Origin of the sequence: Pseudomonas capeferrum, from assembly GCF_013523055.1 — a bacterium.
Taxonomy (GTDB): Bacteria; Pseudomonadota; Gammaproteobacteria; order Pseudomonadales; family Pseudomonadaceae; genus Aquipseudomonas; species Aquipseudomonas capeferrum_A.
This window is the reverse complement of record NZ_JAAMQM010000008.1, coordinates 24,356-36,492: the sequence shown is the minus strand read 5'-3', so window position 1 is coordinate 36,492 and position 12,137 is coordinate 24,356. Positions and strand designations below refer to the sequence as shown.

Genomic DNA, 12,137 nt, shown 5'->3' with positions numbered 1-12,137 from the left:
CCTCGGCCAGACTGTTCGTCCGCGACGCCAGCCTGATAGTGTTGTTGGCAGCAGCCGTGCCGACCACTTGCGTCAGGCTGCTAAGTCACTGTGAGTCGGGTGATCACGCCCACCCGTCTCAGAGATAGACAAGCACCGCGCCGGTACGATCCTTATTTTTCAATCAGACCGGAGTACGGCGAAGAGTGGCCAGCAGCGTGGCCGCGCCGATGAACAGACCGGCGAACGTGCGGTTCATGCGCAGTTGCTGCCTTGGCGTGCGCAGCAAACGCAGCACCTTGGCCGCCAGGCCGGTGTAACCCGCCATGACCAACAGGTCGACAACCACCATGGTGGCGGCGATGGTCAGGTATTGGGCAAGCAGCGGCGCGTGGGGATCGATGAACTGCGGGAGCACCGCCAGCATGAACACCAGTGCCTTGGGGTTACCGACGTTGATCAGGAACCCACGGAACATCAGGCTCAGGGGCTTGCCGATCGGCCGCACGGTCGAATTGTCGCTGAGGTCCATGGGCAGGGCGCGCCATTGCTTGACGGCAAGGAACAGCAGATAGACGACACCGAACCATTTGATGACCTGGAAGGCGGTGGCCGACGCGGCAAGGACCGCCCCTACGCCGGCCGCGATCACGGCGATCTGCAGCAGCAGCCCCAGTTGCAGGCCCAGGGCGTTCCAATAGCCTCTCCAGAACCCGTATTGCAGGCCGCTGGACATCGAGGCAATCGCCCCGGCGCCGGGAGAAAGGCTGATTACCCAACAAGCGGCAAAGAAAGCCAACCACGTGTCCAACGACATCACACACCTCGCCTGACGATCTTGCAAAACGCTAAGCTAGTGCGCGGATGATGAAATGGCCATGCTTTTCTACAGGTTTGTCAGTCGCCGGGAATCGAAGCGTCGTGTCCCTGATTCGAAATCTCGGTGCCGCGCCAGCGTCGTACGGACTTCTGGAAGAACTGGCTGTTTGGCACCTGGACCAGCGCCCCTCCCGCATCAGGCATTTCCAGAAGGGTCGTGAACAGCAAGTTGATCGCGATCACCCGCCCCTTCACGCCTGGCTTGTCGAGGGTATCCACCAACTCGACCACATCACCGATGCGAAACGGCCCGACGGTGAAGATGAGCACGGCACAGAGCAGGTTGGAGAGCACGCTCCACATGGCGAAGAACGCCACCGCCGCCACCGCGACAAATCCGGACAAGGCCGTCCACAGCACCGTGGCCGAAACACCTAGCCGCTCCAGCACGAACAGCAATGCGCTGCCCATGATCAACCAACGCAGCGTGCCACGCACGGGCAACAGCAACTCCGGTGGCAGCGGGTAACGCTCGCCGAGGCGGTTCAGGCACCGTGCCACAAAACGCTGCAGGATGAAGGCTGCGGCAAGGATCAGCACAATCTGCAGTCCCAGCCAGAACGGCTCCATCCAGTGGCCTGGCAGCAGCGTTTGCAGTGCCTCCATCAGGACAGGGCTTCCAGCTCGGCTTGCATCGCCTCGAGTGTCTCCAAGGCTTCCATCCAGGCTTCTTCCAGCTCGCTTTCGCGCTGCTTGAGCTTGGTCTGGCGGGCAAGCAGGTCACGCAGCTCGTCCTTGCGGGTGGCCTCGTAGACGCTGCTGTCGCCCAGTGCCGACTCGACTTCGGCCAGTTGGCTGTGCACCTTGCCCAGTTCGGCCTCGAGCTTGTCGGCGGCGCGCTTGTGCGGGGCAAGCTGTTGACGCAGGGCCGCGGCGGCCTGACGCTGGGCTTTCTTGTCGGTCTTGTCGGGATTGACCGTCGTGCTGCTGACCGGTGCGTTGCGCTGACGATAGTCGATCAGCCAGCGGCTGTAGTCGTCCAGGTCTCCGTCGAAGGTATCGACCTTGCCGTCGGCCACCAACAGGAAGTCGTCGGTGGTGCTCTTGAGCAGGTGACGATCGTGGGACACCACCACCACGGCACCGCTGAACTCCTGCAGGGCCATGGTCAGGGCCAGGCGCATCTCCAGGTCCAGGTGGTTGGTCGGTTCGTCCAGCAGCAACAGGTTCGGCCGCTCCCAGGCAATCAGGGCCAGCGCCAGGCGGGCCTTTTCACCACCGGAGAAATTCACTACCGGTTCGTCGATGCGATTGCCCCGGAAGTCGAACCCACCGAGGAAATCGCGCAAGGTCTGCTCGCGCTCGGTCGGTGCAATGCGTTGCAGGTGCAGCAGCGGGCTGGCCTTGTCGTCCAGCGAGTCGAGCTGGTGCTGGGCGAAGTAACCCACGGCGAGGTTCTCGCCACGGACCAGGCGCCCGGACAGCGGCTCGAGCTCCCCGGCAAGGTTCTTGATCAAGGTCGACTTGCCCGCGCCATTGGGGCCCAGCAGGCCGATGCGCGCGCCAGGGGTCAGCTGCAGCTTGACCTTGTCCAGGATGGTCTTGTCGTCGTAGCCAAGGCGGCCTTCGGACAGGTCCAGCAATGGGCTGGAAATTTTTTCCGACTCGCGGAAACTGAAATCGAACGGCGAGTCGACATGCGCCGCCGACAGCTCTTCCATGCGCTCGAGGGCCTTGATTCGGCTCTGCGCCTGACGAGCCTTGGTGGCCTGGGCCTTGAAGCGGGCGATGTACTTTTCCATGTGCGCGCGCTGGGCCTGCTGTTTCTCGTACGCCTGCTGCTGCTGTGCCAGACGTTCGGCGCGGGTGCGCTCGAAGGCGCTGTAGCCGCCCCGGTAGAGGTTGAGCTTGCGTTGCTCGACATGCAGCACATGATCGACCACGGCATCGAGGAAGTCGCGGTCGTGGGAGATCAGCAGCAATGTGCCGGGATAGCCCTTGAGCCACTCTTCCAGCCAGAGAATGGCATCGAGATCGAGGTGGTTGGTCGGTTCGTCGAGCAACAGCAGGTCGGACGGGCACATCAGGGCCTGGGCCAGGCTCAGGCGCATCCGCCAGCCACCGGAGAAGTCGCCGACACGGCGATCCATCTGCTCGTTGGTGAAGCCGAGGCCCGCCAGCAGCTTGCGGGCCCGTGCGTCGGCCGTGTAGCCATCGGCGCTTTCGAGCTCGCTGTGCAAGCGCGCCAGGGCAGCGCCATCATGGGCGGCTTCGGCGATGACCAGCTCGGTCTGGACCTTGCGCAGGCGCAGGTCGCCGTCGAGCACATAGTCCACGGCCAGGCGATCCAGCGTATCGACCTCCTGACGCATGTGCGCGATGCGCCAGTCGCCCGGGAGCTGGCAATCGCCGCCATCGGGCGTGAGCTCACCGCGCAGCAGGGCGAACAAGCTGGATTTGCCGGCGCCGTTGGCGCCGATCAGGCCGGCTTTGTGACCGGCGTGCAGGGTCATCTCGGCGCCTTCTAGCAAGCGCTGCGGCCCACGCTGTAAAGTGAGGTTCGATAGTCTGATCATAATGGCCGCGGAGTCTACCAGCTTCCTCGGCCACTGGCGCGAGTCCAACCATGCACAGCGACCTGTGGAACCATGCCCTGGCCCTTTATGCCCGACCTGGCGTCGAAACGGCCTGCCTTTCATTGCAGACGGCGGGTGGCGATGTCTGTCTGCTGCTCTGCGGGACTTGGCTGCAGGCGCGCCATGTGATGCCCGAAGCGGAACGTGTCGGGGCGCTGCGCGAGTTGGCGGGCGGCTGGCAACGACAGGTGATCGAGCCTTTACGCCAATTGCGTCGGCAATGGCGAGACGAGGCGGTGACCGATGCGAATCTGGCGGCCTTGCGCGAGCAGGTCAAGAAGCTGGAACTGGAAGCGGAACGGACCTTGCTCGAGCGCCTGGAGGCGTTAGCGCTGACCTGGCCTCGCTGTTCAGAGGTGCCGATGGACGATTGGCTGGCCTGGCTGGCGCCAGACCAGGGCGTGGCCAACGACGCGCTGCATCAATTGCGCGCCGCGGCCAGCGCGCTTCACGCGTTCGAGGACGGCGCCTGAGTCGAGCTGTCGGATGCGGCTGGTGCTGCCGAATTGGACGCTGTCGCGGTGCTGTTGCCAGAGGCTGCCGTGGTTGCTGCGGGCTTGGCTGCCGCGGGCTTGCGAGCCGGCTTGAGCGCTGCCTTGGTCGGGGCCTTGTCAGCGGTGGAAGTCGCCGCTGGCTTGGTCGGTGCCTTGCGGGTTGCACGCTTGCTCGCGGCAGGCGCGGCGGTCGGGCTATCTACCTTTTCCGCAGACTTGATGCCAGGTTTCGCCCGACCTGCTACTGCCCCGGTTGCAGGCTTGGCGGCCGCGCTCTTGGCGGGAGCTGATTCGGCCTTGACCGCTTTGGCGGTGGTGGCGCGAGTCGCAGGCTTGGCGGCGGTGGCCTTGGCAGATGCCTGGGCGGCAACGGCTGGCTTGACCGATGCGGTCTTGCCGGATTTCCTGGAAGTGGCTGACTTGGTGGAAGGCGCAACGCCGACCGTTTCGACGGGCTGCACGGGCGCCTTGCCGGAACGCTGGTCGAGTGCATTGGTAACGGCCTCGCGGACCTTGCCGATACCCTGTGCCAGCTTCAGGCTTTCTTCGACATCACCCTTGAGTCGCTGGATGTAGCTACGCGTCTGCGACTGACGCTCCTTGAGGGCGTCGAGCAACTCTTCAAGCTCACTTGAGGCGGTCTTCGCCTTTTTCTGCGCCTTGGACTTGCCAGCGCTGGCAGCGTCTTGCAACTTCAGGCGCGAGTCGTGCAGTTTTTCCTGAGTCTTGCCGCGCTGCTTTTCCAACTTGGCCAGCAATTTTTCCGCATCGACCAGCGCCTGCGAGCAGGCCTCCTCCAGATGATCGAGGAGGCTCCCGGAAAGCTGCTGGAGCAAATGCAAAGGCGTGCTTACTGGCTTCTTCTTGGCCGACATGGTTTACCTCCTGGCTGACTGTATTGCGACTCATACTAGGCCTCTGCCGGTACCGCCGCTAGGGGATGTTGACAGTTACAAGCGCACTGCGTTGCATGACCGGGCAAAGTGAGGATGTCGCCGCTCGGATACAAGCGATAGGCGACTGCTACGATGCAAGCCTTTCGTGTGCCATCGCCAGAGTCACTGGCATACTTCGCATTCACTGCAGCAGGAGCTGAACGTGCCCCGTTACCTGATCTTCGGCCTGTGCCTGGTGGCACCATTGGCGCTGGCCGACACCCCGTCCTCGCCCGATAGCGAGCAGGACCTGTCCTACAGCCTGGGAGCCAGCCTGGGCGAGCGCCTGCGCCAGGAAGTCCCCGGGCTGCAGCTGGATGCCCTGGTGGAAGGGCTGCGCGCGGCCTACGAGGACAGACCGCTGAAGTTGGACAGTGCTCGCATGCAGGCGATTCTCCAGGCACACGAAGAACGCTCGGGAGAAGCGCAGATGGACAAGGCGCTACTTGCGGAAAAACGCTTCATGGCCAATGAGCGTTCCCGCGCCGGCGTCCATGAGCTGGCCGACGGCGTCCTCTACAGCGAGATAGCCGCTGGCACAGGCGCTCAGCCTACCGCGCAAGGCAGGGTCAAGGTTCGTTATGTCGGGAAGCTGCCGGATGGCTCGGTATTCGACCAGAACCAGCAAGCGCAGTGGTTCAGGCTCGACTCCGTGATCGGCGGATGGCAAGTGGCGGTGCCACACATGAAGATCGGGGCCAGATGGCGACTGGTGATCCCCTCCGACCAGGCTTATGGCGCCGAGGGCGCAGGTGATCTGATCGCCCCCTACACCCCTCTGGTATTCGAAATAGAACTGCTCGAAGTCGCTGACTGAAAAGATCAGGCCTCGACCGCGTCCTCTTCACTGTGTGCGTTGTGCAGCACCTCGATCAAGCAGTCCTCGAGCTCGAAGCGCTCGTGCAGCAGGCTGCCCAACTCGCCGAGCTTCTTGGCGAAGCGCTCGGGGTCGCTGCAGTCGCCTTTGTCGCAATGATCGTTGAACGCCAGTGCGAACTGGGTGATCTCGTCGATCCGTGGGCTGATCTGGGTGGCCAGCTCCAGGCCCCGGGTATCGCCAAAGGCTTTGGCCTCGCTGACCAGCTGTTCGCTGATCTCGAAGTGCCACGCCGAAACGTAGTCGACCAGGATCGCGCAGAAATCGCGGTTCTGGTCCTTGTCGGCAAAGACCGGCTTGGCATCGCGCAACGTGCGAAAGGCCTGTATCAGTTCCCCTCGCTCCTTGAGCCAGCGGTCTATCAGTTGATGAACCCCACCCCAGCGTTCCTGAGCGTTCTGACAACTATCGAGCATGGCAATTTCTTCCCTTCTGGGTAATGCCGCTGCACCTCGCGCCACAACTTCGCGGTACAAAGGGGACATCAGCAGGGCGGCATCGAGCAGTTGTATTTTCGGTATGCGTGCTGGGAGATTATTCCCGCGCGTCCTGCCCATCAAGGTACGCAGAGGATAAAGTTCATACAAGCGTTTAATCCCGCTTCGCTGTGCCGCTTGTCGAGCGGCGGGCGTTGCCGATTCGGCATCAATCCCTGACGATGCGCGGGAAGGTCCGTTGAAAGGAGGGGAGCAGGTAGTAGAGCGGCAGCGTTGAGAGCAGCAGGAACGCCAGCAAGCTCCATTCGGGCAAGGTCAGGTCGAGAAAGCTCCAGGTCAGCGATGTACAGATCTGATTGCCCAGGACCAGCATCTTGAAACTCTGCATAAGGGACGTACCGGTTTCAACCGCGGGCGCGGGTACGCAGCCGAGGGTCTTCATGGCCGCCCCCTGCAACCAGACATGTCGCGCAGCCAGCGCGGCGCCACACAGGGCGCACAGCAGGGTCAGCCCGGCATATAGCCGTGTACCGGTGGGACCGGGGCGGTGCATGAGGGCACACAGGCAGACCAGGGAGAAAGCTCCGAGCAAGGCGCGCTGGCTGTAGCACTGTGGGCAGGGCAGCAAGTGTCCAATGTTTTCGAGATACAGGCTGACGCCCAGTATCGCCAGCGACACGAGGAAGGCCGGTAGAAACAATGAGTGCATGCGGGCCAGCGACATGGGCGGGTCCTGGGTGGATGGGGAGGACCCAACGGTAGAGGTAGGCAGCCTGTGTTTCAAGGCGCTACGGTGGGGACAATTCGCTAATTGTTAGGGAAAATTTCCTACTGTTTGTAGGAAATCTCTGAAGAACCTTGTTGGATCATGTTCGCCGCGACAAGAAAACTTCCCAGACCAGGCTGGCCCGCGCCTGCACGCGGGCCAGGGAGGCTTCAGGCTCGGGCACCCTCGGGCAGGGGCAAGGCCAGCAGTCGCTCGTCGAGCAGGCCAAGGCCTTCCTGGAATAGCTGGTTGCTGCGCTGAGTATCACCCAGATCCGCCAGCAATCGCGCCAGTTCCGCGCACGTTTCCGGGTTGCGTTGCAGGCGCAGGCTGCTTTCGAAGTAGTCACGGGCCTTGCCCCAGAGGCGATTCTGCAGACTCAGGCGACCCAGGGTCAGCAACAGACTAGGGTCGCTCGGATGCTCCTTGAGCCAGGCTTCGGCGGTCTGCAGCTGGCGGGCCGGATCATTGCCCCGGACAAGGCCGTAGAGCCGGGCAAGATGGCTTTCATACTGACGCTTGAGCGCGGTACGCAGCACCTCTTCAGCTTCACCTTGCGCACCGCTCTGACGCAATTGCTCGGCGTAGGCGAGCAGCAGTTGCGGCTCCTGGCGCTGGGCAGCGGTGAGTTGCTGCCAGGCACGTTCGAGCGTCTGGCGCGCAGCTTGGGGATCTTCTACGCGAGTAGTGGCCAGGCTCAGGTTCTGCCCCCAGGCACGTTTCTCCAACTGCGCCAGTTCCTCTGCCGGAAGTGCTTTGGCCTTGCGTAGTTCAGGCATCAGGCGGATCAATGCCGACCATTCGCCGCGTTGCTCGTGCAGACGCTGCAACAGGCGCAGCACCTGGACATTGTTCGGGTAGCGCTGCTGCATGGCCTGGAGGGTTTCCAGGGCCTGGTCGTTGTCACCCCGGTCCATCTGCAGTTGCGCGTGGGTCAGGGCAACGGCCAACTCGGCCTGGGGCTGACGCTCCAGCGCTCGCTCCAGAAGATTGTCGCTGTCTTCGGTACGTCCCAGCTCATTGGCCGCGCGCGCGGCACCGAGGTAGTACAGCAAGGGTTGACGTTCCGATTCGGCGGCCCGCTGCAGGTGACGCTGGGCACTGGCCCAACGACCTTCTGCCAGATCCAGTTGGCCTTGCTCGAGTGCGATACGAGTACGACGGCTACGATTGCGCCGTGACCATGGGTTGACCACGCCCGTGGACGTCAGGATCAGCCCGATCAGGTAACGCAGCAGCCACAAGACCAGGATCACGGCAACCAGCATCCCCAGCGCGGCCCATAGACCGGACTGATAGCGGAAGCCGCCATAGGCGATCAGGACATAGCCGGTGTGCTTGGCGATGGCGATGCCCAATGCCGCGGCCACGACGATGGCCAGGATCGCGATCAGGTAGACGCGCTTCATGGCGTGGTTCCCTCGGCATCGGCCGGCAGATGACGGCGTTCAATGTAGGCCTGCACTGCCGTGAGACTTTCTCCCAGGTCCGGTACGATGACCGACACCGGCTGTTCGGCAAGGGCGTTGAGGCTGTCGAGCATCGCCTTGCTCTGCGGGTTGTCCGCGTTGAAATTGGCCAGCAACACGCTTCGGGCATCATCGAGCGCCTGGGTGTAGACCTTGGCATCACCATTGAGGGCAGCCCATTGAGCCTGCTCGATGGTCAGGCTCAATGCCAGGCGCAACTGGTTCAGCGACTGCCCGGCGAGCAATGGGCGGACATTGTCGTCAGCACCGAACTCGATCTGGAAGTACTTGCTGATTTCGGCCCACCATTGCGACAGGCGACTGGCTACGTCACCTTCGGAAGTCAGCGCGCCAAGAGCATCGGCGTCGCTCTCGAATTCAGGCGATCGGGCACTGAGCTGCTGTACCAGTTCCCGCTGGGCGGCCAGCTTGAGGAACAGTCCTGTACGGTCAGGCTGCTGGGTGCTGTTGAGCGTCGCCAGGCTGCGTGTGAGCTGCTCGCGCGCGGCGAAGGCAGCGGGATCGCTCTGCTCGCGCAAGATCTCGTCGGCGCCTTCGACCAGTGCCTTGGCGCTGGCGATATCCTGCAGCGCGGACAGTCGCAGCGTGGCCAAGCGCAGCAAGTGCTCCGCTTCTGCCAGACGCCAATCCTTGCGGCTTGCGCCCAGGACCGTTTCCAGGCGCTGGCTGAGCCGCTGCTGATCGCCCTGCAACTGCGTGACCAGGCGTCGACGATCTTCCAGTTCACTGGCCGCGGGTAGCGTGGCCAACTGCGCGCTGATCTGTTGATCGCGCTGTTGCAAGGCCTCGGTACGCTCGCTCAGGGTCTGCAGGTGCTGCCCCTGCCCTTGCTCGGCGCCTTGCAGCTGGCGCACTTGCCACACGCCCCAGCCACCGGCCGCGACGCCAGCGGCGCCCAGCAGCAACGCCAGGATTGCCAGACCGTTGCCGGACCGTCTTGCTGGAGGGGGGGTAATAGGTTCCGGCGTCTCTGTCGCCGAAGGCTGATCATTGTTGGACAAGACAGTTTCGCTCACGTATCCATCCTTTGCATTGGGGCGCGTCGCCAACAGCTTAGCGCCTTAAGAGGCAGGTGCAGCGGTTCGCTGCGCGGCTGCCATCAAGGCCGAGGCACTGGCGCCTCGGCAATCCACGATTTGCTGAACACCCGCCGCACGCGCTTGCGCCGCGACCCGGGGACTGGGCACGAACAACGTGAGTCGCGCCAGACGCGGCCAATCGGCGCCCGCCAGTTGTTGCAAGTGCTCAAGACCCTGCCCACTGCTGACCACCAGGCCGTTGAGGCGTTCCCCATCGACTCGACGCACCAGCGTACCCGTCGGATAGCTAGGCATCCGGCGGCGATACAGTTCCAGATAATCGACGTTAGCACCTTGCTCCGCGAGACGCTCGGCCAGCAGTTCGCGACCTCCCTCGCCTCGCACGATCAGGACGCGCGCCGCATCGCGGTCGATAGCCTGGTGCAGGGCTGCCAGGGTCAGCAAGGCTTCGCTGTCGTCCCCCTGGTCGGGGCACTCTACCTCGAGGGCCTGATCCTGGAGTATCTGCGCTGAAGCGGAGCCTACCGTGAACCACCCTGTACGAGGCAGTCGCAGGCCGACCTGTGCGCTACGCTCCAGCAACAGCCGGGCGGCTGGCTTGCTGACCACGATGATGGCCTGATAACGGTCGAGGCCGCGCAGGACGACGGAACGCGTTTCATCCAGCGGCAAGGGCTCGATGTCCAGCAGCGGCAGGCTGCTGCTTTCGATCCCTGCGACTGCGAGGGTTTGCGCCAGCGCCGCACAGTCCTCGACGGGCCGGGTCAGCAGCAGGCGCCAGCCATTCACGGGTGACCGTCCTCGCCATAGATGGCCTTGAGGATGTCTTCGGCACCTTGACCAAGCAGGTCTTCGGCAACCTGCACACCCAAGGCCTCGGCGGCGCGTCGCGGTGCACGTGCATCGGCCACCAGCAGGGTACCCCCGCTCGGTTGCCCAACCAGGCCGCGCAACCACAACTGGTCGCCCTCGAGCACGGCATAACAGGCGATCGGGACCTGACAGCCGCCATTGAGGTGCTTGTTGAGCGCGCGCTCGGCGGCCACCCGGTCGGCGGTATCGATATGGTGCAGCGGTGCCAGCAAGGCGTGAATCTCGGCATCGGCGGTACGGCACTCGATGCCTACCGCGCCTTGGCCACCCGCGGGCAAGCTGTCATCGATACTGATCGATGCGGTGATGCGCTGTTCGAAACCAAGGCGGATCAAGCCGGCCGCGGCGAGGATGATGGCGTCATATTCGTCGGCATCGAGCTTGGCCAGGCGGGTATTGACGTTGCCACGCAGGAAGCGAATCTGCAGGTCAGGTCGACGCGCCAGCAATTGCGCCTGACGCCGCAGGCTGGAGGTGCCGACGATACTGCCGGCAGGCAGTTGCTCGAGACTTTCGAAGCGATTGGAGACGAAGGCGTCACGAGGGTCTTCGCGCTCGCAGATACAGAACAGACCCAGGCCCTCGGGAAAGTCCATGGGCACATCCTTCATCGAATGCACGGCGATATCGGCTTCGTGCGCGAGCAGGGCGTTTTCCAGCTCCTTGACGAACAGACCCTTGCCGCCGATCTTCGAAAGAGGTGAGTCGAGCAGCTTGTCGCCGCGGCTGACCATGGGCACGAGCGTGACCCTGAGCCCCGGATGAGCCTGTTCAAGACGTGCCTTGACGTATTCGGCCTGCCACAGGGCCAGAGCACTTTTACGTGTGGCGATACGGATTTCGCGAGTGGACATGGAGCGCCCCGAACGAGAGAAATGCCGCCGATGATAACAGCTCCGCCGGGATCGCTAGCAGATCCAGGTCACGGCGGGCCATCCCTGGCCGACTTTTGCCTCGGATACGATGATTCAGAGCGTCTGCATCATCTTGCGTACGCCGGCTACATGGCGTCGGCTGACGGTCAGGGCATCGCCATCGAGCCCTCTGAGAAAGAGCTGGAAATGGCCCAAGGGCGTGCGCTGCAGGCGTTCGATGCGCTCGCGGGCCACCAGGGCATTGCGGTGGATACGCACGAAACGATCGCCGAATTCGTCTTCCAGGGCCTTCAGCGGCTCATCGAGCAGGACCTCGCCGCCTTCATGGCGCAAGGTCACGTATTTGTGGTCGGCAATGAAATAGATGACCTGGTGCAAGGGAATCAGCTCGATGCCTTTGCGTGTTCGCGCACTGATGTGGCTGCGCGGCCCGCCACCGCCTTCGTTGGCAGGGCGGGTCAGGGCCGAAAGCTGCGTGCGGTTGGGCCGCTCGGCCTTGCGCAGGGCATCGCGAAGACCCTGCAGCTGGGCAGGCTTGGTAACATGGCTCAGGGCACTGTCCCTGAAGGACTGCGCGGTGGACTCGTCATCGCCGGTGCAGAACACCACGGCCGGAGGCGCTTCGCGCTCGCACAGGCGAGCAGCGACCTGCAGGCCGTCGAGGCCAGGCATGCCGACATCCAGCAGGACGACGTCGGGTTTGAGGCTGTCGATCAGCGCCAAGGCTTCCTCGCCGTTGGTGGCGCTGGGCTCCAGCACGGTATAGCCTTCCAGCTCGCCCAGCAGGCGGCCCAGGCGTTCACGGACTTGGGGTTCGTCATCAACGATCAGGACATTCATAATTGCGCTGGATTCCTGCGTGAGTCTCGCACGAGATAGCGTGGACAGGTGAGGGTACGACCGTCACGACGATCCA

General features: G+C 63.4%; 13 protein-coding genes. 2 read left to right on the top strand and 11 right to left on the bottom strand.

Going from position 1 to position 12,137, the window contains the following annotated elements:
* Positions 1–163 precede the first annotated feature (163 nt).
* The 3 genes from G7009_RS10655 to G7009_RS10645 form a co-directional block, all read right to left on the bottom strand.
* Positions 164–796, bottom strand: a complete 633-nt coding sequence (locus tag G7009_RS10655; RefSeq protein WP_181130009.1) for a LysE family transporter — start codon at positions 794–796, stop codon at positions 164–166.
* Between the two features lie 80 nt (positions 797–876).
* Positions 877–1,464 carry a mechanosensitive ion channel family protein gene (locus G7009_RS10650; RefSeq protein ID WP_181130007.1) on the bottom strand — a complete coding sequence of 196 codons (588 nt, stop codon included), beginning with the start codon at positions 1,462–1,464 and terminating at the stop codon, positions 877–879.
* Positions 1,464–3,374, bottom strand: coding sequence for an ATP-binding cassette domain-containing protein (locus G7009_RS10645; protein WP_181130005.1), 1,911 nt, complete (start codon positions 3,372–3,374; stop codon positions 1,464–1,466). Before G7009_RS10645 ends, G7009_RS10650 begins: the two co-directional genes overlap by 1 nt.
* A 50-nt stretch (positions 3,375–3,424) precedes the next feature.
* Here G7009_RS10645 and G7009_RS10640 point away from each other — a divergent pair, with 50 nt between their 5' ends.
* Positions 3,425–3,907, top strand: a complete 483-nt coding sequence (locus G7009_RS10640) for a TIGR02444 family protein (RefSeq protein WP_181130004.1) — start codon at positions 3,425–3,427, stop codon at positions 3,905–3,907.
* Here G7009_RS10640 and G7009_RS10635 read toward each other — a convergent pair.
* The gene (locus tag G7009_RS10635; protein ID WP_181130002.1) at positions 3,883–4,803 is read right to left on the bottom strand and encodes an AlgP family protein; all 921 of its coding nucleotides are present in this window, start codon (positions 4,801–4,803) and stop codon (positions 3,883–3,885) included. The genes G7009_RS10640 and G7009_RS10635 overlap by 25 nt on opposite strands.
* Positions 4,804–5,026: 223 nt before the next feature.
* Between G7009_RS10635 and G7009_RS10630 the strand changes: the two genes are divergently transcribed.
* The gene (locus G7009_RS10630; protein ID WP_181130000.1) at positions 5,027–5,680 is read left to right on the top strand and encodes an FKBP-type peptidyl-prolyl cis-trans isomerase; all 654 of its coding nucleotides are present in this window, start codon (positions 5,027–5,029) and stop codon (positions 5,678–5,680) included.
* A gap of 5 nt (positions 5,681–5,685) precedes the next feature.
* Here G7009_RS10630 and rsd read toward each other — a convergent pair whose 3' ends face one another.
* The 7 genes from rsd to G7009_RS10595 all read right to left on the bottom strand — a co-directional run bounded on the left by rsd (position 5,686) and on the right by G7009_RS10595 (position 12,061).
* Positions 5,686–6,156, bottom strand: a complete 471-nt coding sequence (gene rsd, locus G7009_RS10625; RefSeq protein WP_181129998.1) for a sigma D regulator — start codon at positions 6,154–6,156, stop codon at positions 5,686–5,688.
* 229 nt (positions 6,157–6,385) lie between these two features.
* On the bottom strand, positions 6,386–6,901 hold the full coding sequence (locus G7009_RS10620; protein WP_181129996.1) for a disulfide bond formation protein B: 516 nt from the start codon (positions 6,899–6,901) through the stop codon (positions 6,386–6,388).
* Between the two features lie 212 nt (positions 6,902–7,113).
* Entirely contained in the window at positions 7,114–8,352 is a 1,239-nt protein-coding gene (locus G7009_RS10615; protein ID WP_181129995.1) for a heme biosynthesis protein HemY, read from the bottom strand.
* Complete coding sequence (locus tag G7009_RS10610; protein WP_181129993.1) at positions 8,349–9,449, bottom strand: uroporphyrinogen-III C-methyltransferase; 1,101 nt, start codon at positions 9,447–9,449, stop codon at positions 8,349–8,351. Before G7009_RS10610 ends, G7009_RS10615 begins: the two co-directional genes overlap by 4 nt.
* A gap of 45 nt (positions 9,450–9,494) precedes the next feature.
* On the bottom strand, positions 9,495–10,262 hold the full coding sequence (locus G7009_RS10605) for a uroporphyrinogen-III synthase (RefSeq protein WP_181129991.1): 768 nt from the start codon (positions 10,260–10,262) through the stop codon (positions 9,495–9,497).
* Complete coding sequence (gene hemC, locus G7009_RS10600) at positions 10,259–11,200, bottom strand: hydroxymethylbilane synthase (protein WP_181129989.1); 942 nt, start codon at positions 11,198–11,200, stop codon at positions 10,259–10,261. Before hemC ends, G7009_RS10605 begins: the two co-directional genes overlap by 4 nt.
* 114 nt (positions 11,201–11,314) lie before the next feature.
* Positions 11,315–12,061, bottom strand: coding sequence for a LytR/AlgR family response regulator transcription factor (locus G7009_RS10595; RefSeq protein WP_181129987.1), 747 nt, complete (start codon positions 12,059–12,061; stop codon positions 11,315–11,317).
* Positions 12,062–12,137 lie beyond the last annotated feature (76 nt).

Coding starts and splice junctions, on each gene's coding strand:
- G7009_RS10650 (WP_181130007.1), bottom strand. CDS start 1,464: ATGGAGGCACTGCAAACGCTGCTGCCAGGCCACTGGATGGAGCCGTTC.
- G7009_RS10595 (WP_181129987.1), bottom strand. CDS start 12,061: ATGAATGTCCTGATCGTTGATGACGAACCCCAAGTCCGTGAACGCCTG.
- rsd (WP_181129998.1), bottom strand. CDS start 6,156: ATGCTCGATAGTTGTCAGAACGCTCAGGAACGCTGGGGTGGGGTTCAT.
- G7009_RS10615 (WP_181129995.1), bottom strand. CDS start 8,352: ATGAAGCGCGTCTACCTGATCGCGATCCTGGCCATCGTCGTGGCCGCG.
- G7009_RS10620 (WP_181129996.1), bottom strand. CDS start 6,901: ATGTCGCTGGCCCGCATGCACTCATTGTTTCTACCGGCCTTCCTCGTG.
- G7009_RS10655 (WP_181130009.1), bottom strand. CDS start 796: ATGTCGTTGGACACGTGGTTGGCTTTCTTTGCCGCTTGTTGGGTAATC.
- hemC (WP_181129989.1), bottom strand. CDS start 11,200: ATGTCCACTCGCGAAATCCGTATCGCCACACGTAAAAGTGCTCTGGCC.
- G7009_RS10640 (WP_181130004.1), top strand. CDS start 3,425: ATGCACAGCGACCTGTGGAACCATGCCCTGGCCCTTTATGCCCGACCT.
- G7009_RS10635 (WP_181130002.1), bottom strand. CDS start 4,803: ATGTCGGCCAAGAAGAAGCCAGTAAGCACGCCTTTGCATTTGCTCCAG.
- G7009_RS10645 (WP_181130005.1), bottom strand. CDS start 3,374: ATGATCAGACTATCGAACCTCACTTTACAGCGTGGGCCGCAGCGCTTG.